The sequence below is a fragment of the Phenylobacterium kunshanense genome (assembly GCF_003254525.1).
GTDB classification, from domain to species: Bacteria; Pseudomonadota; Alphaproteobacteria; order Caulobacterales; family Caulobacteraceae; genus Phenylobacterium; species Phenylobacterium kunshanense.
Genome location: NZ_QFYS01000011.1, coordinates 31,430 through 56,640, shown reverse-complemented (window position 1 = coordinate 56,640; position 25,211 = coordinate 31,430). Strand labels below are relative to the sequence as shown.

At 70.5% G+C, this 25,211-nt stretch carries 24 protein-coding genes; 13 read left to right on the top strand and 11 right to left on the bottom strand.

Going from position 1 to position 25,211, the window contains the following annotated elements:
• The first annotated feature begins 14 nt into the window (after nucleotides 1-14).
• The gene (locus DJ019_RS18935) at nucleotides 15-1,184 is read left to right on the top strand and encodes an MFS transporter (RefSeq protein ID WP_240606546.1); all 1,170 of its coding nucleotides are present in this window, start codon (nucleotides 15-17) and stop codon (nucleotides 1,182-1,184) included.
• On the opposite strand, the gene DJ019_RS18930 is transcribed toward DJ019_RS18935, so the two are convergent.
• Nucleotides 1,185-3,611: a heavy metal translocating P-type ATPase gene (locus DJ019_RS18930; protein WP_111277988.1), complete on the bottom strand. Its 2,427-nt coding sequence runs from the start codon at nucleotides 3,609-3,611 to the stop codon at nucleotides 1,185-1,187.
• Nucleotides 3,612-3,716: 105 nt separating this feature from the next.
• Between DJ019_RS18930 and DJ019_RS18925 the strand changes: the two genes are divergently transcribed.
• Complete coding sequence (locus tag DJ019_RS18925) at nucleotides 3,717-3,992, top strand: metal-sensitive transcriptional regulator (RefSeq protein WP_111277986.1); 276 nt, start codon at nucleotides 3,717-3,719, stop codon at nucleotides 3,990-3,992.
• Nucleotides 3,993-4,018: 26 nt separating this feature from the next.
• Entirely contained in the window at nucleotides 4,019-4,273 is a 255-nt protein-coding gene (locus DJ019_RS18920; RefSeq protein ID WP_111277984.1) for a hypothetical protein, read from the top strand.
• Nucleotides 4,274-4,278: 5 nt separating this feature from the next.
• Here the strand turns inward: DJ019_RS18920 and DJ019_RS18915 are convergent, their stop codons facing one another.
• Nucleotides 4,279-5,004, bottom strand: coding sequence for a PepSY domain-containing protein (locus DJ019_RS18915; RefSeq protein ID WP_111277982.1), 726 nt, complete (start codon nucleotides 5,002-5,004; stop codon nucleotides 4,279-4,281).
• A gap of 67 nt (nucleotides 5,005-5,071) precedes the next feature.
• Here DJ019_RS18915 and DJ019_RS18910 point away from each other — a divergent pair, with 67 nt between their 5' ends.
• Entirely contained in the window at nucleotides 5,072-6,775 is a 1,704-nt protein-coding gene (locus DJ019_RS18910; protein ID WP_111277980.1) for a copper resistance system multicopper oxidase, read from the top strand.
• Nucleotides 6,772-7,860, top strand: a complete 1,089-nt coding sequence (locus DJ019_RS18905) for a copper resistance protein B (protein WP_111277978.1) — start codon at nucleotides 6,772-6,774, stop codon at nucleotides 7,858-7,860. The genes DJ019_RS18910 and DJ019_RS18905 overlap by 4 nt, the downstream gene beginning before the upstream one ends.
• A 54-nt stretch (nucleotides 7,861-7,914) precedes the next feature.
• Here the strand turns inward: DJ019_RS18905 and DJ019_RS18900 are convergent, their stop codons facing one another.
• From DJ019_RS18900 to DJ019_RS18890, 3 genes are read right to left on the bottom strand one after another with little or no spacing between them, the layout of a single operon-like run.
• Nucleotides 7,915-8,754, bottom strand: a complete 840-nt coding sequence (locus DJ019_RS18900; RefSeq protein ID WP_111277976.1) for a DUF3618 domain-containing protein — start codon at nucleotides 8,752-8,754, stop codon at nucleotides 7,915-7,917.
• A complete protein-coding gene (locus DJ019_RS18895; protein WP_111277974.1) occupies nucleotides 8,751-9,149 on the bottom strand; it encodes a phage holin family protein in 399 nt (132 codons plus the stop codon). Before DJ019_RS18895 ends, DJ019_RS18900 begins: the two co-directional genes overlap by 4 nt.
• A 3-nt stretch (nucleotides 9,150-9,152) precedes the next feature.
• Complete coding sequence (locus tag DJ019_RS18890; RefSeq protein ID WP_111277972.1) at nucleotides 9,153-9,821, bottom strand: hypothetical protein; 669 nt, start codon at nucleotides 9,819-9,821, stop codon at nucleotides 9,153-9,155.
• Between the two features lie 141 nt (nucleotides 9,822-9,962).
• On the opposite strand from DJ019_RS18890, the gene DJ019_RS18885 reads away from it, so the two are divergent.
• From DJ019_RS18885 to DJ019_RS18870, 4 genes are all read left to right on the top strand, one after another.
• Nucleotides 9,963-11,609 (top strand): M28 family metallopeptidase, encoded by a 1,647-nt coding sequence (locus DJ019_RS18885; protein WP_111278124.1) that lies wholly within the window; start codon nucleotides 9,963-9,965, stop codon nucleotides 11,607-11,609.
• A gap of 82 nt (nucleotides 11,610-11,691) precedes the next feature.
• Complete coding sequence (locus DJ019_RS18880; protein ID WP_111277970.1) at nucleotides 11,692-12,096, top strand: hypothetical protein; 405 nt, start codon at nucleotides 11,692-11,694, stop codon at nucleotides 12,094-12,096.
• A gap of 148 nt (nucleotides 12,097-12,244) precedes the next feature.
• Nucleotides 12,245-13,708 carry a sensor histidine kinase gene (locus DJ019_RS18875; RefSeq protein WP_111277968.1) on the top strand — a complete coding sequence of 488 codons (1,464 nt, stop codon included), beginning with the start codon at nucleotides 12,245-12,247 and terminating at the stop codon, nucleotides 13,706-13,708.
• A 570-nt stretch (nucleotides 13,709-14,278) separates the two neighbouring features.
• The gene (locus DJ019_RS18870; RefSeq protein ID WP_111277966.1) at nucleotides 14,279-14,710 is read left to right on the top strand and encodes a response regulator; all 432 of its coding nucleotides are present in this window, start codon (nucleotides 14,279-14,281) and stop codon (nucleotides 14,708-14,710) included.
• Here DJ019_RS18870 and DJ019_RS18865 read toward each other — a convergent pair.
• Nucleotides 14,707-16,032: a dicarboxylate/amino acid:cation symporter gene (locus DJ019_RS18865; protein WP_420849890.1), complete on the bottom strand. Its 1,326-nt coding sequence runs from the start codon at nucleotides 16,030-16,032 to the stop codon at nucleotides 14,707-14,709. The genes DJ019_RS18870 and DJ019_RS18865 overlap by 4 nt on opposite strands.
• Before the next feature lie 158 nt (nucleotides 16,033-16,190).
• Here DJ019_RS18865 and DJ019_RS18860 point away from each other — a divergent pair, with 158 nt between their 5' ends.
• A complete protein-coding gene (locus DJ019_RS18860) occupies nucleotides 16,191-17,438 on the top strand; it encodes a serine hydrolase domain-containing protein (protein WP_240606545.1) in 1,248 nt (415 codons plus the stop codon).
• A 3-nt stretch (nucleotides 17,439-17,441) separates the two neighbouring features.
• Nucleotides 17,442-18,458 carry a hypothetical protein gene (locus DJ019_RS18855; RefSeq protein ID WP_111277964.1) on the top strand — a complete coding sequence of 339 codons (1,017 nt, stop codon included), beginning with the start codon at nucleotides 17,442-17,444 and terminating at the stop codon, nucleotides 18,456-18,458.
• Between the two features lie 3 nt (nucleotides 18,459-18,461).
• Here the strand turns inward: DJ019_RS18855 and DJ019_RS18850 are convergent, their stop codons facing one another.
• Both DJ019_RS18850 and DJ019_RS18845 read right to left on the bottom strand, forming a co-directional pair.
• On the bottom strand, nucleotides 18,462-19,076 hold the full coding sequence (locus DJ019_RS18850; RefSeq protein WP_111277962.1) for a GDYXXLXY domain-containing protein: 615 nt from the start codon (nucleotides 19,074-19,076) through the stop codon (nucleotides 18,462-18,464).
• Nucleotides 19,073-20,134 (bottom strand): DUF2157 domain-containing protein, encoded by a 1,062-nt coding sequence (locus DJ019_RS18845; protein WP_165844082.1) that lies wholly within the window; start codon nucleotides 20,132-20,134, stop codon nucleotides 19,073-19,075. The genes DJ019_RS18850 and DJ019_RS18845 overlap by 4 nt, the downstream gene beginning before the upstream one ends.
• Nucleotides 20,135-20,377: 243 nt before the next feature.
• Here DJ019_RS18845 and DJ019_RS18840 point away from each other — a divergent pair, with 243 nt between their 5' ends.
• On the top strand, nucleotides 20,378-22,915 hold the full coding sequence (locus DJ019_RS18840) for a TonB-dependent receptor (protein WP_165844081.1): 2,538 nt from the start codon (nucleotides 20,378-20,380) through the stop codon (nucleotides 22,913-22,915).
• Between the two features lie 115 nt (nucleotides 22,916-23,030).
• On the opposite strand, the gene DJ019_RS21280 is transcribed toward DJ019_RS18840, so the two are convergent.
• Nucleotides 23,031-23,384 (bottom strand): hypothetical protein, encoded by a 354-nt coding sequence (locus DJ019_RS21280; RefSeq protein ID WP_205854210.1) that lies wholly within the window; start codon nucleotides 23,382-23,384, stop codon nucleotides 23,031-23,033.
• Nucleotides 23,381-23,752, bottom strand: a complete 372-nt coding sequence (locus DJ019_RS18830; RefSeq protein ID WP_111277956.1) for a hypothetical protein — start codon at nucleotides 23,750-23,752, stop codon at nucleotides 23,381-23,383. Before DJ019_RS18830 ends, DJ019_RS21280 begins: the two co-directional genes overlap by 4 nt.
• A gap of 229 nt (nucleotides 23,753-23,981) precedes the next feature.
• Between DJ019_RS18830 and DJ019_RS21060 the strand changes: the two genes are divergently transcribed.
• Entirely contained in the window at nucleotides 23,982-24,140 is a 159-nt protein-coding gene (locus DJ019_RS21060) for a hypothetical protein (RefSeq protein WP_165844080.1), read from the top strand.
• On the opposite strand, the gene DJ019_RS18820 is transcribed toward DJ019_RS21060, so the two are convergent.
• Nucleotides 24,137-25,009 carry an SPOR domain-containing protein gene (locus DJ019_RS18820; RefSeq protein WP_111277952.1) on the bottom strand — a complete coding sequence of 291 codons (873 nt, stop codon included), beginning with the start codon at nucleotides 25,007-25,009 and terminating at the stop codon, nucleotides 24,137-24,139. The two genes, DJ019_RS21060 and DJ019_RS18820, sit on opposite strands and share 4 nt — an antisense overlap.
• Nucleotides 25,010-25,211: the final 202 nt, after the last annotated feature.

Here is a 25,211-nt window from a genome sequence, read left to right as displayed (position 1 = left end):
CGGGCGCCGTCCCGGTGCTGCTTCTGCTCGTCTTCCTCAGCCTGATCGGCTTCGGGGTCGTGATCCCCCTCCTGCCCTTCTTCGCGACCGCGTTCGACGCGGCGCCTTGGCAGGTGACCCTGCTTTTCTCGGTCTATTCGGCGGGTCAGTTCCTTGGTGAGCTGGTCTGGGGCCGTCTTTCCGACCGGGTCGGGCGGCGACCCATCCTGCTCGTCACGATCGTCGGTTCGGCGATCGGATACCTGGCGCTGGCCTTCTCGCCCGGCATCTGGATCGCCGTGCTGGTGCGGTTCGCCGCCGGGTTCTTCTCCGGCAACATGTCGGTCATCCAGGGCTACATCGTCGACGTCTCGCCGCCGGCGAAGCTGGCCGGCCGGCTGGGTCTCATCGGATCGGCCTTCGGGGTTGGATTCGTGGTCGGCCCGGCCCTGGGCGGGCTGATGGCGCGGCCCGACCTGGGCGCCGCCGGTTTCCGCCCGCCGCTCATCCTGGCCGCCGTGCTCTGCGTCTTCGCCATCATCGGGATCCTTGCCTTCGTCAGGGAGAGCCGGCGGGCGGGCGCCGCCGCAGGTGGTCGCCGAAACCCGTTCGAGGCCCTGGGCGCCTCGCTTCGTCATCCCACCCTGTCCCGCGCGTTCGGCGTGATCTTTTTCGGCTTCTTCGCCTCGTCGGCCATGTGGGCGGTCCTCGGCCTGTGGGCCGAGGCGCGGTTCGGCTGGGGACCACGCGACGTGGGCCTGGTCATGGCCGGCACGGGCATCGCCGCCGCAACGACCCAGGGGCTGGTCGCCGGCGCCTTCGTCCGCCGCGTCGGCGAAGGACCTACCATCGTTATCGGCCTGGTCTTCGCGGCCGTATGCCTGGTCGGCATGGCGGCGTCGCCCTGGGGCTGGCTGGCCGCGGTCATGCTCACCGCCTCGGTCGTGGGCCACGCGCTGTGGCAACCGGCCGGCACCGCCATCGTGTCCCATGCGACCGATCCCGACCGGCAGGGCGCTGTCCTCGGGGCGGCCAGCGCCTCCGGCTCGCTCGCGCGGGTGATCGGTCCGGTCTTCGGCGGAGCCCTGTTCTCGGGCGTCGGCCCCTGGGCGCCGATCGTCTTCGCCGCCGTCTTCATGTTGCCGGCCGCCTGGCTCGGGGCCGAGGCGGCAAGGCGCGCCCGGACGGGCGCGCCTCCGGCCTAGCTACAGCCGCACGCCCCGCAGGCGCAGCGCGTTGCCCACCACGCTGACGCTGGACAGCGCCATCGCCGCCGCCGCGATCTGGGGCGAGAGCAGCCAGCCGAACACCGGATACAGCACCCCCGCCGCGATCGGCACGCCGGCCAGATTGTAGACAAAGGCGAAGAACAGGTTCTGGCGGATGTTGCGCATCACCGCGCGCGACAGCCGCCGGGCCTTCACCAGACCCTGCAGGTCGCCCTTCAGCAGGGTGACCCCGGCGCTCTCGATCGCCACGTCGGCGCCCGCGCCCATGGCCACGCCCACGTCGGCCGCCGCCAGCGCCGGGGCGTCGTTGACCCCGTCGCCCGCCATGGCCACCCGCCGCCCTTCGGCCCGCAGCTTCTGGACCACCGCCGCCTTGTCCTGCGGCAGCACCTCAGCCTCCACCTCGTCGATGCCGAGCCGCCGGGCGACCGCCAGGGCCGTGGTGCGGTTGTCGCCGGTCATCATCACCAACCGCACGCCCTCGGCCTTGAGGGCCCGGACGGCCTCGGGCGTGGTGGCCTTCACGGGGTCGGCGATAGCGAAGATCGCCGCCGCACGGCCGTCCACTGCCATGAAGATCGCCGTGGCGCCGTCGGCGCGCAGGGCGTCGGCCTCGGCTTCCAGGCCGGCGAGGTCGACGCGCTTCTCGGCCAGGAACCGGCTGGAACCCAGGGCCACCAGGCGCCCGTCGACGACGCCTTCCACGCCCTTGCCGACCGGGGAGTCGAACGCCTCGGGCTCCGAGAGCTTCAGGCTCCGCTCGCCAGCCGCCCGCACGATGGCGTCGGCCAGTGGATGCTCGCTGCCCCGCTCCAGGCTGGCGGCCAGCCGCAGGGCCTCGCCTTCGTCCAGCCCGCCCACCGGACGGATCGCCGTCACCGCCGGCCGGCCCTCGGTCAGGGTGCCGGTCTTGTCCACCACCAGGGTGTCGATGGTCTCGAAGCGCTCCAGCGCCTCGGCATTCTTGATCAGCACGCCCGCCTGCGCGCCCCGTCCCACGCCGACCATGATCGAGATCGGCGTCGCCAGCCCCAGAGCACAGGGACAGGCGATGATCAGCACCGAGACCGCGGCGATCAGGCCGAACGACAGCCCCGCGCTCGTCGCGAACAGGGCCCAGCCGACGAACGCCAGCGTGGCGACGGCCATCACCGCCGGCACGAACCAGCCGGAGACCCGGTCGGCCATCCGCTGGATCGGCGCTCGGCTGCGCTGCGCCTGCGCCACCATCTGGACGATCTGTGACAGGAGGGTCTCTGCGCCCACCTTCTCGGCCCGCATGACGAACGAGCCGGTCTTGTTGATCGAGCCGCCCACCACCTTGGCGCCGGGCTCCTTGGTCACCGGCATGGACTCGCCGGTCACCATGGATTCGTCGATCGAAACCCGGCCTTCCAGCACTTCGCCGTCCACGGGAACCTTCTCGCCCGGCCGTACGCGCAGCCGATCGCCCGCGTGGATGAGGTCCAGGGTGACCTCCTCGTCCGTGCCGTCGTCCCGGACCCGCCGCGCCGTCTTCGGCGCCAGGTCCAGCAGCGCGCGGATCGCGCCCGAGGTCTGCTCGCGGGCCCGAAGCTCCAGAAGCTGGCCCAGCAGGACCAGCACCGTGATCACCGCCGCGGCCTCGAAATAGATCGGGACGCTGCCGTCATGGCGCTGGAAGGCGTGCGGGAAGATCCCCGGCGCCAGCGTCGCGACCACGCTGTAGAGGAACGCGACGCCGACCCCGATGGCGATCAGCGTGAACATGTTGAGGTTACGCGTGACCAGCGAGCGCCAGCCCCGCTCGAAGAACGGCCAGCCCGACCACAGCACCACCGGCGTCGCCAGCACGAACTGCAGCCAGTTGGACGTCTGCGGCGTGACGAAGCGGTGCAGGTCGAACAGGTGCCCGCCCATCTCCAGAACCAGCACCGGCAGGGCGAAGGCCAGGCCCACCCAGAACCGGCGCGTGAAGTCGATCAGCTCGTGGTTCGGCGGCGCCTCCGCCGTAACCAGCTCAGGCTCCAGCGCCATGCCGCAGATCGGGCAGCTCCCGGGCCCTTCCTGCCGGATCTCCGGATGCATGGGGCAGGTGTAGATCGTGCCCGGCGGCGCCGGGGGCGGCGGCGCCCGGTCCTTGTCCAGGTACCGCTCCGGATCGGCGACGAACTTGGTCCGGCAGCCGGCCGAGCAGAAGTGGAAGTCCTGGCCGGCGTGGTCCGCACGATGGGCGGTCGTCGCCGGGTCGACGGTCATGTCGCAGACGGGGTCGATCACCTTGGCGGGGCCGGCGCCATGAGCGGTCGCACAGCAGGCGCCCTCCCCCGTCGACTTGGGCGCGCTCTCGCCCCCGCAACACGCGCTCTCTACGGCGTGATCGTGATGATGGTGTTCGTGATCGTGGCTATGTCGCCCGGCCATGGTTGGCCTCCTGCAAGTCTCAATATACCCCCGAGGGGCATACAGGCAAATATACCCTACCTGGGCATATTGCAATTACCCCGGGTGGGTATATGCTCCACCCCCATGAAGCGCGAGAACAAGGATCGGCTGCTCAACCGCCTGAACCGCATCCAGGGTCAGGTGGGCGGCATCGCCCGCATGGTCGAGGAAGACCGCTACTGCATCGATGTCCTGACCCAGATCCAGGCGGTCCGCGCCGCCCTGGGCAAGGTCGAGACTGAGATGCTGCGCGACCACCTCGGCCACTGTATCGAAGGCGCGATCGTGTCCGGCGACCGGGACGAGCAGCGCCAGAAGGCGGCCGAGCTGATCCAGCTTCTCGAACGCGCCACGCGCTGACCGCGCATTCTGGAAGGATCCGACAGATGACCCATCTCCTCACCACCGCCGCCCTCGCCCTGAGCCTCAGCCTCGCCGGCGGCGCCGCCCTCGCCTGCGGCCCCGACGGCTGCAAGGACAAGCCGGCCGACGGCAAGTCCGAATGCGCCTGCGACAAGATGAAGGACGGCCACAAGGACGGTCACAAGGGTCATCACGGCGGCCACGCCGACGGCGCCCACAAGCCCGACACGCCCAAGCCCGCGACGCCGGCCCCGGCGGCGCCCGAGCACAAGCACTAGCCGGATCAGGCTGCGGGCGCGCCGGTTCTCCGCCTCGCCCGCAGCATCCTGAGGTCTCGCGCCAGCCGGATCCACAGCAGGATCAGTCCGGTCACCACGACCGGCAGGGTCAGGGCCGCGAGGCCGATCAGCACCGGGTGGTTGAAATCATCGCCGTCCCGAAAGTCCAGAATATGAATCCGCCAGAAGAGGTCGTAGAGCCGCCACACGTCGGACCTGCGGCTGACCACCTCGCCGGTCTCGGGCGAGACGTAGAAGCTGGTCTTCTCGGCGTCGTCGAAGTCGACACGCCACAGCGGACCGGACTTGCCCGTCTCCTCCGGAGCCTCCGCGAACCAGCGCACCGTCGTCGGCCGTCCCGCGCCCTGGTACTGCACGCCGGCCAGCAGGCGCGCCTCAGCTGCCGGCAGCGGCGCAGGATGCCGGCCGGTCCGCGCATCGACGACATGGCTTCTTCCGTCGGCGTCCTTCAGCACCCACATGGGACCGCGGAGTGTGGACTTCAGGGCGGCCTCCACCGGCTCGACGCCCAGCGTCGCCGCGGCGACCGCGTAGCCCATCACGCCCTCGGCCGGCAGCGGGTCGGGGCGGAACTTCGCCACATGGTGCTCGCCGCGCACCGTCTGGATCGGGATGGCGGTCATCACCAGGCCGCCCAGCACCCAGCCCAGCACCTGGAGGCCGACCACCAGCGCCAGCCACTTATGGATCTGCGTCGACCAGCGAAGCATCCCGATCTCCCCCGCCCATGCGCCGCACCGGCGCACGACTCCCCCCGAACCTAGACCAGGATTCCTCATGCGCCCCCGCGCAATCGACTTTCACCGACGACAGATCCTCGCAGGCGGCGCGGCCCTCGCCGGCGCCGGCCTGCTCCCCGCCTGGGCCCGCAGCCAGACCCTGGGCCTCGCTCGCCCGCAGGCGCTCATGGGCGAGGAGATCGCCCTCACCATCGACCACACCCACCTCACGCTCGATGGTCGCAAGGGCCACGGGATCGCCATCAACGGCACGGTCCCCGGCCCGTTGATCCGCCTCAAGGAAGGCCAGAACGTCCGCCTGAAGGTGACCAACCGCCTGACCGACGAGGACACCTCGATCCACTGGCACGGCCTGCTCGTGCCCTTCCAGATGGACGGCGTGCCGGGTGTCAGCTTTCCCGGCATCAAGCCCGGCGAGACGTTCGTCTACGAGTTCCCGATCCTGCATGCGGGCACCTACTGGTACCACTCGCACTCCGGCCTGCAGGAGCTGGTCGGCCACTACGCCCCGCTGGTCATCGACCCCAAGGGCGCCGAGCCCGCGCCCTATGACCGCGAGCACGTGATCGTCCTGTCGGACTACAGCTTCATGCACCCGCACGAGGTGTTCCTGAAGCTCAAGAAGCAGGCCGGCTACTTCAACCGCCAGAAGCAGACCGTCGCGGGCCTCCTGGCCGGCAAGGACCAGCCCCTGAAGGACCGCGTCGAGTGGTCCGGCATGCGCATGGACCCGACCGACATCTCGGACGTCACGGGCTCGACCTACACCTTCCTGATGAACGGCCACGGCCCCAAGGACAACTGGACCGGCCTGTTCAAGCCCGGGGAGCGGGTGCGGCTGCGGTTCATCAACGCCGCCTCGATGACGATCTTCAACGTCCGCATCCCCGGACTGAAGCTGTCGGTGGTGCAGGCCGACGGCCAGGACGTGCGCCCGGTCGAGGTCGACGAGTTCCAGATCGCCAACGCCGAGACCTACGACGTCATCGTCCAGCCCACGGACGACCGCGCCTTCACCCTCGTCGCCGAGGCAATCGACCGCTCGGGCATGGCCCGCGGCACGCTGGCGCCGCGCCCCGGCATGACCGCCGAGGCGCCGCCTCTGCGCGAACGGCCGCTGCTGACCATGAAGGACATGGGCATGGACATGTCGGGCCATGGGGGACATGGCGGCGGCCATTCCATGTCGATGCTGGACCCGAAGAACGCGCCGCAGGTGAAGACCGGCCCGGGCGTGCAGATGATCTCGCCCATGCCGGTGGACCGGACGGCCGAGCGCGGCACGGGTCTGGAGGGCGTCCCCGGCAAGGTGCTCACCTACGCCGACCTGATCGCCCTGGCGCCCAATCCCGACACGCGTCCGCCTTCGCGGTCGATGGAGATCCACCTGACCGGCAACATGGAACGGTTCATGTGGGCCTTCGACGGGGAGAAGTTCAGCGAGATCACCAAGCCGATCCCGTTCCGCCGGAACGAGCGGGTCCGCGTCACGCTGGTCAACGACAGCATGATGAACCACCCGATCCACCTGCACGGCCACTTCATGGACCTGGTGAACGGGCACGCCGGCCACCATCCGCGCAAGCACACCATCAACGTCCAGCCCGGCGGCAAGGCCACCTTCGACCTCACCGCCGACGCCCCCGGCGACTGGGCCTTCCACTGCCACATGCTGCTCCACATGCACGCCGGGATGTTCAAGGTCGTGACCGTGCGCCCCCTCGACGGAGAGGCCGCATGACCGCCCTCGCCAGCCCTGTCCTCGCCCTCGGACTGCTCGCCGCGGCCTTCCCTGAAATCGGCGAGGCCGCCGCGCAGGATCCGCATGCGCACCACCACGCGCCTCCGGCCGAGGCTCCCCCGGTCGAGGCTCCCAAGCCCGCGGCGACGGACCCGCACGCAGGGCACGCCATGCCACCCGCGACTGCGCCCGATCCGCACGCGGGCCACGTGATGCCGGCGACGCCTGCACCCGACCCTCACGCCGGCCACCGGATGGCCCCCGCCGCGCCGCCGGCCGACCCGCACGCCGGTCACGCCATGCCCGCCGATCCGCATGCCGGGCACGGCGCGCCGCCCACGGGACCAGTCGGAGGCGAACCTCCGCCGCCGGTCCCGACCGACCACGCGGCCGACCAGATCTTTTCGCCCACCGCCATGGCCGCGGCCCGCGACCAGCTTCGCCGCGAGCATGGCGAGATGTCCTGGGCCACCGGCATGCTGGAGACCGCCGAGTACCGCCCCTCGGGAGATGGCGACGGCTACGCCTGGGAGGGCCGCTTTTCGTATGGCGGCGACGTGAACCGGCTGGTCCTTCGCAGCGAAGGCGAAGGGGCGTCGGGCGATCTGGAATCCGCCGAGCTTCAGGTCCTGGGGTCGCGCGCCATCGGCCCGTACTTCAATCTCCAGGCCGGCGTTCGGCAGGACGTCGAGCCCCGCCCGCGCCGCACCTACGCCACGGTGGGCCTTGAGGGCCTCGCGCCCTACTGGTTCGAAGTCGGCGCTGCGGCCTTCCTGTCGGAGAAGGGCGACCTCTCGGCCCGCTTCGAGGCCTCGTACGACCTGCGCCTGACCCAGCGCTTGATCCTCGAGCCGCGCGCCGAGGCCGACGTCGCGTTCAGCGACGACCCGGCTGTGGGCGTGGGCTCGGGCGTCTCCAAGCTCGAACTCGGCCTGCGACTGCGCTACGCGATCACGCCCGAGTTCGCGCCCTATGTCGGCGTGAACTGGGACCGCAAGCTGGGCGACACCGCCGATCTGGCCCGCGCCGCGGGCGAGCACGCCAGCGACACCCGCTTCGTCGTTGGCCTCCGCGCCTGGTTCTGACGCGCGAAGGGCCGCGTGCCTCGCGGCGCGCGGCCCTCTCCGTATCGCCGGCCCTTAGTGGGTCGGGCCGGAAAGTTCCTCGCGGACCTTTCGCGAGCCCGCTTCGGCGATCGCCCCGGCCTTCTGGGCCAAGGTCGTTCCCTCACCCGCCGGACCCGTCTGGCGATGGAGCTCCTCCTTCACCTGACCATAGGCGCGGCTGGCGACGTCCTTGAGGTCGCCGAGCTGCGTCTTCGCCTTTTCGGCGGCCTTGCTACGCGCGGGGCCGATGTAGCGCCGCTCGACCGGCGTGGCCGGCAGGGAGGCCCCGATCGCCGCCCCGACCGCCAGCCCGATGGCGCCGATCACCAGCGGTTCGCTGTCCAGCGTCTGGTCGAACCGCTGCCGGGCCATGTGGCCATATTCGCCGGCCTTCGCCCGGGCCTCGCCGGCAAGCTGTGACGCCCGCCCGCGCACCTCGGCCACGCCGTCGCCGGCGCCATGGCTCGCGGCCGAGAGCTTGTCCTTGGCCGCGTGGGCGGCGCTGGACAGCTTCGCCTTCGCCGCCTCGGCCCGCGCCTTGACCTTGGCTTTCAGGCCCTCGTCCTCGTCATAGCCCTCGTGCACCGGGTAGTAACCGTTCGGGTACGCCCCACCGAGCGTCGGGTCCCGGCGCGTCTGGGCGATCGCCAGCCACGCCACGCCGAGGCCGATCAGGGCGATGGGGATCGGATTCTGCCGCAGTTGCTCCACCGCCGTCGTCAGCACCTTGTTGCTCGCGCCGCCCATCATCCTCGTCGCCTCGTCGAACAGTTCCCGGGGTTGCATCTTGTCCTTCAGCGCCTCGACCGTCTGGTCGATGCGGCCGCGCGCGTCCTCGACTTCGCGCTCCAGCTCGGCGGAAGACTTCGTCATCGGGGGGCTCCCTTCATAAGTTCAGCGTCCTTCTTGAGTTGTCGCGCCGAGCGGTCGGGCTTCAGCCCGCCAGGACTCAGCGCCTTCATGCCGCCGCGCATCAGCACGTAGCCGACCGCCGCCACCGCGACGCCGACGATGAGCGAGGCCCACGCCATGCCGACCAAGCTCGCCAGGGCGAGCACCAGCGCCTGCAGCAGCACCAGCAGGGCAGCCAGCAGCAGCAGGGCGCCGGCCGCCACGCCGCTCACGCCGCGTCCGGCCTGGTCCAGCTTCTCGCCGAACTCGGCCCGGACGAGCTGAGATTCCTTGCGGACCAGCGCGGCCAGATCGCCCGTCAACTGCCCGATCAGGTCCGGAAGGGTGCGCTCCCGGTCGGGCCCGCTCCCGTCCATCGCCTACCGCCCTCCGATGGGGGGCGCGGCCGGATCCGGCCCGGTGTCCGGCGCTCCGGTAAGATCGCTCACGCTGTCCTCCGCCGGCGACGCCAGCGGTGCGGGGCCCTCGAGGGTGTCCAGGTTGTCGGCGAGAGGCGCGGCGAGGCCGCCGCTCGCGCCGAGTTCGGAGGGACCGTCGAACATCGCCTCCTCCGCCTGGGCCATGTCCTCCCCGCCAAAGCTCATCGGCTCCCGCTCGGTGGCGCGCACGAACCGGCCCAACGCCAGGCCAGCCAGTACGGCGCCGCCGACGAACGCCATCGGATGCCGGCGTCCGAAGTCACGGACATCGTTCAGAAGGTCGCCCGGGTCCTTGCCCTCCAGGCTGCGGGAGAAGGTCTCCAGGCCATCCGCCGCCTGCCGCACGAGGCGCGAGGCCGGACTCTGGTCGGCGGACCCCAGTTCGTCGCCCGCCTTGCGGATGGCGTTGGCGAAGTCGCCCAGGGTCTTGGTCGCCCTTTCGGTCCCCTTCTGCGTCTCGGCGCGAACGCGATCCTGCGCCACGCTGGCGAAGGTCTTGGCCTCCGCCTTCAGGGTCTCGCTCGCCTGGCCCACCAGTTCCTTGGCCTGGGCCTTGCGCCCACCGGCGCCCGAGGTGTCGAGGGTTCCGCCGCTATCGATGTCGCTCATCGTCTTCTCCGCTTCCAGGCCAGTGCGGGCAGCGCCTTGCGGCGCGCCTGCCGCCCTAACGCGGGAAGTGCGGTTCGGTGTCGCGACCCATCCGCAAAAGTTTCTTTTTCAACGGGAAACGCCGGCGCTATGGGAGGCGCCATGCTGCGCTCCCTGCTCATCGCCTCCCTCGCCCTCTCCGCCACGCCGGCCTTCGCCCAGGAGATTTCCGCCCAGCGGCTGTCCGACATGACGCGCGAGCTGGCCTCCGACGCCTACGTCGGCCGCGCCCCCGGCGGGCCGGGCGAACAGAAGACCATCGACTTCATCGTCCGCGAGTTCCAGGCCCTCGGCCTCGAGCCGGCCGGCGACAACGGCGGCTGGACCCAGGCGGCGCCGCTCTGGCGCTTCCAGACCCAGCCCGGCGGCACGTTCTCCGTGACTGCGGGCGGCGTATCCCGTTCTCTCCAGACGCAGTCGGACATTCGGGTCGAGACTCAGCGCCCCGTCGAGACCGTGACCATTCGCGCCGCGCCACTGGTGTTCGTCGGCTACGGCGTCACCGCGCCCGAGCGCGCCTGGGACGACTTCAAGGGCGTGGACCTGAAGGGCAAGATCGCCGTCGTCCTCATCAACGACCCCGACTTCGAGGCCCAGCCCGGCGACGCGGTGGCCGGCAAGTTCGGCGGCCGAGCGGCCACCTACTACGCGCGCTGGTCCTACAAGTATGAGGAGGCCGCGCGCCGCGGGGCCCTCGGGATGCTGATCGTCCACGAGACTGCGGGCGCCGCCTATGGCTGGAGCACCGTCGTCGCGGCGAACGGCGAGAGCTACGACGTGGTTCGCGAAGACCCGGCGAAGGACAAGTTGCTGCTGCAGGGCTGGATCCAGCGCGACCTCGCCGTGGAGCTCTTCCGCCAGTCGGGCCTCGATTTCGAGTCCGAGAAGGCGCGCGCGCGCACTGCCGCCTTCCGCCCGGTAGCGCTCGAGGGCGCTTCGTTCTCGGCCGACTACCGCAACGGCTTCACCCGGCTGGAAAGCCGGAACGTGCTGGCGAAGATCACCGGCGCCAAGCGGCCGGACGAGAGCATCCTCTACGCCGCCCACTGGGACGGGTACGGCGTCGGCCCGGCCGATGCGGCGGGCGTCACCATTCGCCCCGGCGCCGTGGACGACGCGGTCGGCGTGGCCGGCGTGATCGAGACGGCGCGCGCCTTCAAGGCCGGACCGACCCCCGACCGCTCCATCCTGTTCGCGGCCTGGACGGCGGAGGAACGCGGCCTGCTGGGCAGCGAGTTCTATGCGCAGCGGAACGCCGCCGACCTCCCGAGGATGGTCGCCAACTACACCTACGACGTACTCCAGACCGCGGGCCCGGCGCGCGACGTCGTCCTGGTCGGCTCGGGCCAGAATGAACTGGAAGCCCACCTGGCGGCCGTCGCGGCCCGCCACGGCCGGACTATCACCCCCGACCCCAAGCCCGAGCGCGCCCTCTTCTACCGCGCCGACCACTTCTCGGTGGCGAAGCGGGGCGTGCCGACGGTGCTCTTCATGGGCATGAGCGGCGGCGCCGACCTCGTCGACGGCGGCCGCGCGGCCGGCGAGAAGTGGGTCGAGGACTACACCGCCCGCTGCTACCACCAGACCTGCGACCGCTGGGAGCCGACCCAGGACTACCGGGGCGCGGCGGCCGACGTGCGGCTTGCCTTCGAGGCCGGTCGCGAACTCGCCAATCCGGACCGCTGGCCCGGCTGGAACGCCGGCTCGGAGTTCAAGCCGGTGCGCGAGGCGGCGGCCGCGCGCAGATAGGGCGCCGGCGAACCTGACGGCCTCATTCAGGCAGGGTTCAGGGTGAACGACCGCTAACTGCCTTCACGAGTAGGAGGCTTCCATGCGCAAGTTCATCGCCTCGGCCATGGCCGCCGTGGTCACCGCCGGCGCCGTCCTGGCCGCCGCGGGCCCGGCCAGCGCCGAGCGCCGTCACCATCGCGGCCGCGACAACGACGACGAGGTCGCCGCGGCCATCATCGGCGGCGTCGCCGGCCTCGCCCTCGGCGCGGCCCTGGCCAGCGGCTCGCGAGATCGCGGCGGCTACTATGACCGCGGATACTACGGCCGGAGCTACAGCTACGACCCTCGCGCCGATCGCTACTATCGTGGCGGCCCGCCCTATGGCCGCGCCTACGGCTATTACGACCAACCGTACCGGGGCGCCCGCACCTGCATCACCCGCGACAAGGTCTGGGACCCCTATTTCGGCCGCCGCGTGACCATTGAACGACGCTACGCCTGCTAGGGCGCTGCGGCTCGCCTCATGCGGCAGGCGATGCAACTCCAAATAGCGGCGCTCCAGCGAGCGGGCCGGACCTCAGGAAAGGCGCTCGCCAGCACGCCCGGCTGACGCTACCTTGAGCTGTAGTCCAGGCTTGGGGTGCACGGACGCCATGTCCCAGTCCGAGGAGTTGAAGGCCGAGAACGCGCGGCTGGCCGCCCGTGTGGCCGAGCTCGAGGCGCTGCTGGCCGCCAAGCCGCCCATCGATCGCGCCAGCCTCTATCGGATGACCGACGCCGCGCCGTGGGGTGTGATGTCGGTAAGCCGCGACGGGGTCATCGACTACGCCAATCGCGGCATGCAGCGCTGGCTGACCCGTCCGCCGCCGGCCTCGGGCGACGCCCCGGAAACCGCCGTCTCCGCCGATCTTTGGGAGGCGATGCGCGAACCGCTCGCGGCCGCCATGGCCGGCGCCACCTTCGAGGACCTGCTCGTCCTCAGGGACGCCAGCGGCGAGCCGCGGGATCTGAAACTCACCGTCGTCCCCCGCGGGACCGGGTCGAACGGCATCACGGGCGCCGTGGCCAGCGTCTATGACGTCACCGAGCACCGGGCCCTCGACCGCGCCGTCCGCGAGAATGAGGCGCGCCTCGCCCAGATCACCGCCGTCAGTCCCACGGCGATCTATCTCTTCGACTTCAACACCGGCAGCGCCATCTGGGCCGCGGGCCTGACCGAGCCGGTGTACGGCTACACTCCGCACGAGCTGGTCGCGGGCGGCGCCACCCTGATCGGCACGCTGATCCATCCGGAAGATATCCCCAGCGTCGGCCGCCGGCTGCGCGAGCTGGCCGCGACCCCGGACGGTCACGTCAGCGAGTTTGAGCTCAGGGTGCGACGGCGCGACGGAGGCTGGCGCTGGATCCTCGACCGCGCCGTGGCGTTCGAGCGCGATGGCGAAGGTCGCGTCATCAAGACCCTCAGCGCGGCCATCGACATCGACGAGCGCAAGCAGGCCGAGGAGCGCCGGGTGATGCTCATCAACGAGCTGAACCATCGGGTGAAGAACACCCTCGCCTCGGTCCAGTCCATCGCCCGCCAGACCCTGCGCTCGGGACGCCCGCCCGAGCAGGCGATGGACCTGTTCACCGCCCGCCTCGTCGCCCTCTCCGCCGCCCACAACGTCCTCACGCGCGAGAACTGGTCGGGCGCCGCGCTGCACGAGATCGCCCAGGAGGCCCTGGCCCCCTTCACCACACGCGGGGACGGCCGCATCCGGATCGAAGGCCCGGACGCGCGTCTGTGCGCCCGCGCCGCGGTGGGTCTCGCGATGGCGTTGCACGAGCTGGCCACCAACGCCGCCAAGTACGGCGCCCTGTCCGGCGAGAACGGCCGCGTGGACCTCACCTGGACCCTGGACGACAGCGCGCCGGTGAGGCGGCTCGCGCTCGAGTGGCGGGAACGCGACGGCCCCGCCGTCTCACCGCCTGCCCGCTCGGGCTTCGGATCGCGCCTCCTGACCCAGGGCCTGCCCGGCGAGTTGGACGGAACGACCGACCTCGTCTTCGACGCGGCCGGCGTCGTCTGCCGCATCACCGCGCCCCTCGAGGCGACGCCGGTGCTGGATCTGGCCTGACCACCCGGCTCGACGAAGGCCCACAGCCCACCGTCCCTGGAGAGTTGACACTCCCATATCCAGTATTTACTAAACTCACAGACACTGGATTTTAAGAGATCTCGCCACCCGGACCGGCCACCGGCGCATGCCCCAGACGCCTGGCTCGAGTCCCGCAACCCCACCTCCCCCCGAGTGCGGGATTGTCCGGGTGGCGAGTCCCCTTGTTTCGCCGGAGACCCGAATGCGAGTCCGCTACGCCATCCGCTGGTTCAGACTGACGGAGACGGTGGCTCTTGCCGCCTCGGCGCTTGGCCTGATCGCGGTCGTGGCGCGGCTGATCTGACGCTGCTCAAGCATAGCGGCTGAGTTGAACCGCGCGCTTAACTAGCTTCCACACACAACCAGGACGCGATACCAGTGGCGTGACTTGCCGCCACTGGAGCTTGGCGGCGCTTCTCCTCACGGTTGACCTTCGCCGGCCGCGGTTAATGTGGATTCAGGACGTTTGTCAGCGTTACCTTAAACCGGGTCTTCCAAATTCAGGGCTGTTGGGCGCCTTCCCCCGCGCCGCCCCTCGGAGCCAGAACGGTGCCGCCGATCCCGGGAGAAGACGCCAGGCCCCTCAAGGTCCTGCACGTTGACGACGATCCGATGAACCTGCGCGTCGTGCAGGAGATCCTGGGAGCCTTCGGGCATCAGGCGGTGATGGCCTGCTCTGGCGCCGAGGCGCTGGAACGGCTGTCGGTCGAACCGTTCGACGTGATGCTGCTGGACATCCACATGCCGGGCATGACCGGCATCGAGGTCATCCAGCGCCTCAGGGCGTCCAACGGACCGGAACGCAACGTGCCGGTGATCGCCCTGACCGCCGATGTCTATTCCCGCCGCCCGGCGGAGTACGTCGCGCTGGGCTTCGACGACTTCGTCTCCAAACCGATCCTGGTGGCCGGACTGATGGCCACCATCAAGCGCTGCGCGGCCGCCCGCCGGCCCGCGATCCTCAAGCGCGCCGTCGGCTAATCCTCGTCCGTTTCGACAGGCGGCGCCGCGACGGGTTGCGGCTCGCCGTTCAGGGCCGACGCCAGCCGCGTGCGGTCCAGCTGCCCCTCCCAGCGTGAGACCACCAGGGTCGCCACCGCATTGCCCACGAAGTTGGTCAGCGCGCGGCACTCGCTCATGAACCGGTCCACGCCCAGGATCAGCGCCATGCCGGCCACCGGCACGCTCGGAACCACCTGCAGCGTCGCCGCCAGGGTGATGAACCCCGCGCCCGTCACCCCCGCCGCGCCCTTCGAGCTCAACATCGCCACGCCCAGCAGCAGGAGTTGCTCGCCCAGCGACAGCTCGATCCCCAGCGCCTGGGCGATGAACAGCGCCGCCAGGGTCATGTAGATGTTGGTGCCGTCCAGATTGAACGAATAGCCCGTCGGCACCACCAGCCCGACCACGGGCTTGGCCGCCCCCGCCCGCTCCATCTTCTCCAGCAGGGACGGCAGCGCCGCCTCCGAGGAGCTGGTGCCCAGCACCAGCAACAGCTCCTCCTTCAGGTATCGGATCAGCTTCAGGATCGAGAAGCCGTTCAGCGCCGCGATGGCGCCCAGCACCACCAGGACGAACAGCAGCGAGGTGGCGTAGAACGTGGCCACCAGCGCCGCCAGGCTGGCGATGCTGGCTATGCCGTACTTGCCGACCGTGAAGGCGAAGGCGCCCAGCGCCCCGATCGGCGCGGCGCGCATGAAGATCGCGACCAGCCGGAAGAACGCCTCGCCCACCGAGTTCAGCAGCGTCAGCGCCGGCTCGCCCCGCTCGCCGATCATAGCCAGCGCCAGGCCGAACGGGATCGAGAAGAACAGCACCTGCAGGATATTGCCGCCCACGAACGCGCCAGCCACCGTCTCCGGGATGATGTCCATCAGGAACCCGGTGATGGTCATGTCGTGCGACTTGGCCGCGTAGCCCTTGACCGCCTCCGCATCCAGCGTGGCGGGGTCGATGTGCATCCCCGAACCCGGCTGCACCACATTGGCCACGATCAGCCCCACCACCAGGGCGAAGCTCGACACGGTGATGAAGTAGGCGAAGGCCTTGGCCGCGACCCCGCCCACCTTGCCGATGTCGCGCATGCCCGCGATGCCGGTGACCACGGTCAGGAAGATCACCGGGGCGATGATCATCTTCACCAGCTTGATGAAGGCGTCGCCCAGCGGCTTCATCGCCTCGCCCGTCGCCGGCGCGAAGTGGCCGATCAGCGCGCCCAGCGCGATGGCGACCAGCACCTGCAGATAGAGCTGCGTCCACAGCGGCCGCTTCACCGGCGCCTCGACCGTTCTGATCCCCGCCACCGGCGACTCCCCCGAGCTACCCGGCGACACTAGTGCGCGCCCCCCGCCCTCTCCACCCGAAACATCGCCGCAACACCTCTGGTCGAAAGTTCGAAAGTCGGGGATGCTCGACGGTAAGAGTCCGCGCGAGGCGGACCGGCAACATGGGGGAAACGGCCATGACGGTGTTTGACCGGCGCACGCTGATGCTCGGGGCGATGGGGCTCGGCGCCTCGGCCGCCCTGCCCGCCTGGGCGAAGATCGCGGTGCAACCTGCCGCCTCGGCGGGCTTCACGGCAGCGGGGATCGCCGATCTCAACGCGAAGATGCATGCCCTCGTGGACCAGCAGAAGCTGGCCGGCGTGGTCACCCTGCTCGCGCGGAAGGGAAAGGTGGTGAACCTCGACGCCTACGGCCGGCAGGACGCCTCGGCGCCGGCGCCGATGACCACGGACTCGATCTTCCGTATCGCCTCGATGACCAAGCCGGTGGTGGGCGTGGCGATGATGCAGCTTTGGGAACAGGGCCGCTGGAAATTGGACGACCCGGTCGCCAAGCACATCCCCGAGTTCGCGGGCCTGAAGGTGAAGACCGACGCGGGCCTCGCGGATCAGGCCCGGCCGATGACCATGGCCCAGCTCATGAGCCACACCGCCGGCTTCGGAGTCAGCTCGGTCTACGAGAAGGACAATCTGCGCGAGACCGACCTCCAGGGCATGGTGGACAAGCTGGCGAAGCTGCCGCTGGTCAGCCAGCCCGGCACGGACTGGGCCTACGGCCCCTGCGTCGACCTGCAGGGCTATGTGGTCCAGAAGCTCTCCGGCAAGTCCCTCGACCGCTACCTCCAGGACCACATCTTCACGCCGCTGAAGATGCCGGACACCCAGTTCTGGGTCGATCCGTCCAAGACCGCCCGCGTGGTCAGGATGCACACGTACGACCCGGCCGGGAAGATCGTCGCCGCCGACTTCCCGATCCGCACCTCACCGCCCCGATTCCTCTCCGGCGGTGGCGGCCTCGTCTCCACCGCGCCGGACTACTACCGCTTCTGCCAGGCGCTGCTGCAGGGCGGGGAACTGGAGGGGGCCCGCATCCTCAAGCCCGACACCGTCAAGCTGATGCGCAAGAGCGTCCTGCAGCAGGGCGTCGGCGTCGATCTCTATGGCCCGGTGCAGAAGGGCCTGGGCTTCGGCATGGACTTCGCCGTGCACGAGCGCCCGGCCGAAAGCGGCCTGCCCCACGGCCAGGACAGCTACTGGTGGGGCGGCGCGTTCGGCACCTGGTTCTGGATCGACCCTACTCACGACATCGTCTTCGTCGGCATGATCCAGAATCTGGACGGATCGATCCCCGGCCGTGGCACGCCGGCCGTCCGCGACATCTCCCCCGCGGCCGTCTACGCTGCGCTGGCCGAGCGGAAGACCTGAGACATGCGCACGCTAGCCCTCGCCTTCGCCGCCGCGCTCCTCGCCGTCACGGCCCACGCTCAGCCGGCCTACAAGGCCCCCCGCAACGCCTTCGGCCAGCCGGATTTCGGCGGGGTCTGGACCAACGCCTCGCTGACCAGCCTGGAGCGTCCGCCCCACTACAAGACCCTCACCATCACCGACGCCCAGGCCAAGGCCGCCGAGGCCATGCGGGCAAGGATGATGGAGGCTCAGAACAAGCCCTCGGACCCCAACGCTCCGGCGCCCAAGGCGGGCGACGACCCGGGCGGGTACAATTCGTTCTGGATCGATCCCGGCACGCGCATGGGCCGCATCCGCGGCGAGGTGCGCACCTCCTGGCTGGTCGACCCGGCCGACGGTCGGCTGCCCTACCGTCCCGAGGGCTGGAAGCTCTACCAGGACACCCTGAACAAGGTCCGCAACACCTTCGACGGCCCCGAGGCCCGTCCGCTGGGCGAGCGGTGCATCCTCGGCTTCGGCTCCACCGCCGGCCCGCCGATGCTCAACGTCCTCTACAACAACCACTACCAGATCCAGCAGGCGAAGGATCACGTGGTCATCGTCGTCGAGATGAACCACGACGCCCGTATCGTCCGCCTGGCCGACCGCAGCCGTCCGCCCGGGCACATCCGCACCTGGATGGGCGACTCCGTCGGCTGGTGGGAGGGCGACACCCTCGTGGTCGAGACCGTGGGCTTCCAGCCCGGCGAGTCCCTGCGCCCCTACTTCGGCGCCAGCCTCTTCCTGTCGCCCGCGGCCAAGGTCACCGAGCGCTTCACCCGCATCGCGCCTGACCAGATCCTCTATGCCTTCACCGTCGAGGACCCGACCGTCTACACCCGTCCCTGGACCGCCGAGATGCCGCTCAACGCAGCCAAGGGACCGATGTACGAGTACGCCTGCCACGAGGGGAACTACTCCCTCCCCGGTATCCTCGCCGGCGCCCGCAAGGCCGAGTCCGAGGGGCGCAAACCCGAAGCGGTCGACCTCTCGGAATAGCGCTCAGAACCAGTCGAGGTCGGTCCGCCGGCCGGCGACCACGACGCCTTTCAGCCGGGCCTTGCCGTCCTGGCCGACCGAGACGATCGCGTCGGCCTCCACCGGGGCGTCCGGCGTGAAGCGGCTGAGCTGGCGCTCCATCGCCTCGGCCTCGGCCTGGTCCAGGTGGATGCGATCGATCCCGACGTCGAGCCGCAGCGTGTTGTTCTCCTGGCTCTCGACGCCGATGGCGGGTAGCCGCAGGACCGGCCCGGATTCGCAGGTCAGCACCCCGCGCACCGCCACGTCTCCCAGCTTCAGCGCCTCCGCGCGGCTGACGGCGGCCCCGGCGGGAACGTGGCGGACGCCCTCCCGGCGCAGGGCGACCCAGCCGTCGCGCACGCTGGCGCCCGCGGCCGACACTGGCGGGCAACGCGTTCCCCCCGGGAGATCATGGCGAAGCTGGAACCGGACGTAGTGGCCGGTGAGCAGGGCGCGCGGATCGTAGCCCTGCATCGCCAGCCGCACCTCCTGCCCTGCGGCCCGCGCGACGCCTTCGCGGACAACAAGGCCCACGAGCCCCGCCGCCAGCAGCCCGGCGGCGATGACGATGCGGACCGGCGCACCAGGGATCCTCATGCCGCCCTCCGCGCACGCATGGCGAAGGCGATCGCCAGCGCCACCACCGCCAACCCGCCGAACACCGCCGCAGATGTCAGCAGGCCAACGCCCATGTTGAACAGCAGGGTCGCCCCCGCCGCGAACAGGCCCACCACGCCCGCCGCCGTCACCGCCGCGCCCCGCTCATGCCGCCCCAGCACCACCACCGACGCCGACAGGGCCAGCCAGGCGATGGAGTGGACGACGCCCCGCAACTCATCGCCGAAGCCGGCGGCGCCGAACCAGGCCAGCGCGCCCCAGACGCACCAGCCGTAGAGTACGCCCGCCGGCCCCTCGAACCGGTCACGGGCCCAGCGCAGGCCGGCGGCGGCGAGCGCCAGGACCGCCGAGGCGGCCAGGAACGTCAGCTCCGCCCGAACCCGCAGGGCCTCGCTCAACGTCATCACCGCGACGACGGCGGCCAGGCCGGCGGCGTGGGCGAGGGCCGGCGAGCGCCAGCGTAGCGCGCCCGCCGCCGCCAGGGGTGCGGCGACCACCAGCCACCCGGCCCAGGGCCCTCGCTCGCCGAACAGCGTCCGGCCCGCGAAATCGCCCAGCCCGATGAACAGCAGGCCGATGGCCGCGGGCCAGGGCGAGCCGCCGGCCAGAGCCAGCAGCACCGCCGCCAGCCCCGCCATCCTGAGCGCCGCCTGCGGATCGCCGGCGATGTCGAAGATCTGGCCCGTCAGGCCGATGGCGGCGGCGAAGACCAGCGCCGCCACGCTGAGCAGCACCTGGCTCGCCACGGGCCGGTTCCGCGCGCCGCTCCAGGCCGCGCCACCCGCCGCGCCCAGGAACGCCGCCAGGATCAGCGCGAACCTCGCGACGCGCGGGATCGCCGACCAGTTCGCCGCCACGAAGGCGATCACCGCCACCCCGGCCATGAGGCCGCCGATGACCCCCAGGACCGTGGCGGCGTCCAGCCGCCGCGCCTCGCCCACGCTGTCCAGGATCGCTGCGCGGTTGTCGGCGGGCACCAGCCCCGCGCCGATCCACCGGTCCAGATCCCGTTCCAGCCTTCGCCGGTAGCCCGCCATGCCGCGCCCTCCGGCTCGCAGCCTGCCCCGCACCGGTCTTCGTGGCCAGCCCTCGCCCGCGTTCCGTGGTGAAGCCGCGGTTCGCCGATTGCCCGCACGAAACCGTGTCGCCATTTCGACAGTCTCGGCGAAATTTGAATTTCCGGAATGCTACACGCATTGACGCCGCCGCCACCATGCCGGACATTCGAATCCAAGCGCCGCCAAAGGCGCTGTTCAAAATGGGCTTTGGGGGAATACGTCATGGGTTCCAGGAAAACCTGGCTGCTGTCGTGCGCCTGTGCGCTGACCGCGATTTCGACAACGGCGCACGCGCAGGCCGGCGCGGACGTCAACGTGATCGAGGAGCTTGTCGTCACCGCCGAGAAGCGGGAGCAGTCCCTTCAGGACGTGCCGGTGGCCGTGTCCGCGTTCACAGATGAGCGCCGGGAACTGGTCGGCATCAACTCGGTCGCCGACCTCACCAACTTCACGCCGGGTCTGGCCTATTCGACCAACAACGACCGCATCAACATGCGGGGCATCGGCCGCTTCACCAACAACCGCTCCTCCGAGGGCGGCGTGGCCATGTACAACGACGGCTTCTACACCTCGTCGGTGACGGCCTTCGCCCAGTCCTCCCTGTTCATCGAGCGCACCGAGGCGCTGCGCGGGCCCCAGGGCACCCTGTACGGACGCAACGCCATCGGCGGCGCCCTGAACATCGTCTCCAAGCGCCCGACCGACGACTTCTACGGCGAGGTCCGCGGCGGCTATGGCAACTACGACAACAAGGCCGCCGAGGCGGCCATGTCCGGTCCGCTGTTCGGCACGGTTCGGGGCCGGGTCGCGGCGTCCTACAGCCACATCGGCGACGGCACGTTCGAGAACCTGAACCCCGACCCCAAGGCCAAGGACGAGGGCAACCGCGGCGCCTACTGGACCGTCGAAGGCCAGCTCGACGGCAGCCTGGCCGACGAGAAGCTGGAGTGGTGGCTGAAGGCGTCCACGACCGAGTGGCATTCCCTGGGCCGGGGCCCCGGCGGCCGAACGAGCGCGATCTACGGCCTGCGCGACGTCACCTCGCCCTTCCAGGCCAGCCTGACGCCGAACGCCGCCGCCTTCGGCCTCAGCTCCTCCGTGCCCGGCAACACCTGCCAGCTCTGCTTCGACACGGACGACGGCAACTACATCAACCTTGAGAGCAACACCTACACGCTCGAGACCGTGCTGCACCTCGACAACGTCGACGTGAAGTACATCGGCGGCATGACCTACTACGACTACCGACTCCAGACCGACCTGGACGGCACGTCGCGTCAGGCCCCGTTCAATCTGCCGGGCGTGGCGCGGCCCTACTTCCCCCGCCGCAACAACCAGTACCAGGAAGAGGTCTGGTGGTTCTCCAACGAGCTGAACTTCGCCTCGACCTACGAGGGTCCGGTGCAGTGGCTCATCGGCCTCTACCAGTTCCGCGAGGGGTCGAACTACACGCTCTCCGACGCCCGCTACCCCGACAATCCGGGCTTCGAGAACCCCACCCTGTTCTCGCTGAATCCGGCCACCCAGCTCACGCCGGCGGCGCCGAACCCCGAACGGCGCTACGCCTATGGCTCGTCCGAGAACGTCAGCAAGTCCTACGCGGTCTTCGGCCAGGTCGACTGGGAGTTCACCGAGGAGCTGAAGGCCACCGCCGGCCTGCGCTACACCTACGACCAGAAGCGCTCGTTCGAGAGCGCCCGTCTCTTCTGTCTTTACACCGCCACCTGCCCGATCTCGCGGGTGACGGGTCGCGCCGTCGACGTGACGGCGGTGGCCTCGCCCGGCACGAGCACCGATCCGGCGGTCTATCTGCCGGCCTTCACCGACCCGACCACCGGGCTGCGCCACCGTGGCTTGAAGGAGAGCTGGGACGCCATCAGCGGCACCCTGGGCCTGGACTGGAAGCCCGATCCGGACACCCTCGTCTACGCCAAGTTCACGCGGGGCTATAAGGCCGGCGGCTTCAACTCGGGCACCACGACGCTGCAGGCGAACGTCAGCACCGACAAGGAGACGATCGACGCCTACGAGGTCGGGGCCAAGAAGACCTTCGGCGGCCGCTTCCAGGCCAACGCCTCGGCCTTCCTCTACGACTACCAGGACATCCAGATCCCGATCTCGGGCCTGAACCCGGTGACGAACACCAACGTCAGCTCGTTCTTCAACCTGCCCAAGGCGCGGGTCATCGGCTTCGAGCTGGAAACCACCTGGCAGCCGATCGACAACCTGCAGATCCTGGCCAACTACTCGTACCTGAACGCCGAGATCCGCGAGGCCTGCTGCTTCCAGGATTCGGAAGACCCGCGCGGCCTGGTCCCGGGCGCCAAGCTGGCCGGCAACACGCCCGCCCAGCTCGCCAGCCCGACCGCGGCCCTGAACCAGGACCTGAAGGGGGCCAAGCTGCCCTCCTCGACCCCGCACCGGTTCACGATCAACGCCAACTACACCTGGGAGCTGGAGCCCGGGAACCTGTCGGCGTCGCTGACCTATGTCTGGCGGGACGCGACCTACTATTCGATCTTCAACCGCTACTACAATCGCGTGAAATCCTACGACCAGACCGACGCGCGCCTGCTGTTCAACGACCACGACGGCAAGTGGACGGTGATCGGTTACGTGAAGAACGTCTTCGACTCTCGCGGTTCGGCGGGCGTCACCTCGACCCGCGTCAACACCGGGCCGAACACGGGCTTCGTGAACCAGACGGTGTCCTACATCGCCCCGCGGACCTACGGCGTCGAGCTGCAGCGCCGCTTCTGATCCGCCACCGTTCGGATCGCCTCACACTGCGCCCCGGGCTGGTCCCGGGGCGTCTTTCTTTGTAGCGGGCTGAAACGTAGCGCCCCCCAGGGCCGGTGGCCGACCGGAACCGGTCCTATCGCGGCTCGCGGCAGCCCGCGATCACCCGTTCCAGCTCCTCCAGCCGCTGCTGGCGCAGGATCCGGCCGGCGGCCATGAGCTGGTAGCGGTCGGCCGCGCCCGGCGCCGAGCGCAGCGCCGCGTCGGAGTCAGGATAGCGCGGCGGGCCCGGCAGGGTCCGCGGCACACAGCTTCGCGGGGCCGGCGGAGGCGGCGCCGGCTGCGGCTTGGGCAGCGTCACCACCGGCGGCGGCGGCGGAGGAGGCGGCAGAGGCGGCGGCGGCGGCTTTCCCCCCCGCAGGCTCTGGCAGGCGCTCAGCGTCATCGCCGCCGCGGCCGTCAGCAGGATCGCGCGCACACGTCGGCTCATGGCTTCAGGTTCGAAAGCACCGCGCGGTCGGCGCTCTCCATGCGCGCGCAAGCGTCGATGCCCTCGGGCTGCTGCTCCAGCAGGCGGCGCGCGCCCGCCGGGGCGCCGGGCGCCGCCGCGTACCGCGCGGCCTGGGCCTCCTCCCGCGCCGCGCCCGCCGCACGGCAGGCGGCAAGCTCGGCCTTGAAGGTCGTCCCCGCGCGCTCGGACGCCTGCGTCAGCTCCCGGATCCGCGCCTCGTACCGGGCCGCCTCGGCTTCCCAGTGGCTGGCGGAAACTCCCAGCGCGACGGCCAACGCAACGGCGACGGCCAGGGCGATCGGCCCGGTCGCCGGATTCGTCAGCGCCTGTCTCAGCACGGCCAGCATGGCTCGTCCCCGATCCCTTCGACCACGAGGCGCCCCCATCAGGCCGGCGCCTCGTCAGGCGCCATGGATGGGATCGATCACCTCGAATTCGGCAGCGTCCCCCGATCCGTCCGGGTCATTCCGGTTGATACGGGCGAGCGGATGCGCCGGATGCCTTACATAGGCGCCGCTGTGGCGATTTCGCGGCCCCAGGCTGGAACGCCCAAGCTTGAAGCCCGTTGCGAAAGCCATGGGACGATGGATCGCGATACTCTTGGCCGCCATGGTGGCCCTGGCGGTGGTGGGCCTGCTGATCGACGCCGCGCGGGCCATCGTGGGCGTACTGCTCGTGGTCTGCGTGCTGATCCTCGCAGGCCGCTGGCTGCTGAACCGCAGGCGCGGGAGCTAGCCGCCGCGCCCCGGGCGGACGAAGCAGTCGCGCCCCGCCGCCTTCAGGCCCGCACAGAACTGGCCCGCCTCCGCGGCGTTCGAGAACCCGCCGACCACGGCGCGGTGCCAGGTCCGGCCGCCGACGACCGCGCGCTCCACCCAGGTCGGCCGCCCGCCGGTGACCGATTCCAGCGCGACGAGCAGCCCCCGGGCTTCGGCCTCGGAGGCGCCGGCGCCCACCTGGGCCACCATGCCGCCACGGGCCACCGGCGCCGGGTCGGGACGTGGCGCGGCCGGCGGCGGCGTTGCGATCGCCGGAGACACCTCCGCGACGGGCGCCGGCGCCTGAGGCGGGGCCGTCACCATGGGCCCGTCCGCCTGCGCCACCCTCATCCGGGCCGACTGGAACGGACCCTGGAACTTGGGATCGCACGCGGCGCGCCATGCGAAGTCCAACGCCGTGCCCGCGTCGGGCGTCCGCCAGTCCGCGTCGCCCGAACGCAGGAGCATCCGCTCGCCCAGCAGGTTGCGTTGCGGATAGCCCGTCGTGTCGCCCAGCCGCACGCGCCGCCCCTGGCAGTCGGCGCTGATCGATACGTGCCATGACAGGGCGCCCGCCCGCGCATGCGACTCCGCGTTCAGCGCCTCGGCCCGGATCACCAGTCGCGGGCCCTGCGCGCCGCTCGCCGGGAACGTCGAGACGACCGAGGTCACCGCCTGTGGCGTCACCGCGATCACGCGCTCGGGCATGATGTCCGTCTCTCGCTGCAGCCAGGCCAGCAGCGGCTCCCGCTCCAGGGACGCCGGAAACGTTGGAGCCTCCTGGGCGGCCGCCAGCCCCCCCGCAAGCCACACCGCGCCAGCCAGCACCGCCCGTCCCAAGCTCATCCTGCGCCCCCGGGGAGAATCCAGGCGCGCAACCTGTTCGGGATGCCGCTCGGACGCAAGGCCGACGCTTCGCGCGCGCAGATTGCGCAACAATGTTATGCGAGCGTGAGGCGAATCGGCGACGGATGGACCATGCCGCCCCAAAGTGGGTAACCATTCTCATGGGACGCCGCGGTTCGATGATGCGGGGAGTCGAATCGTC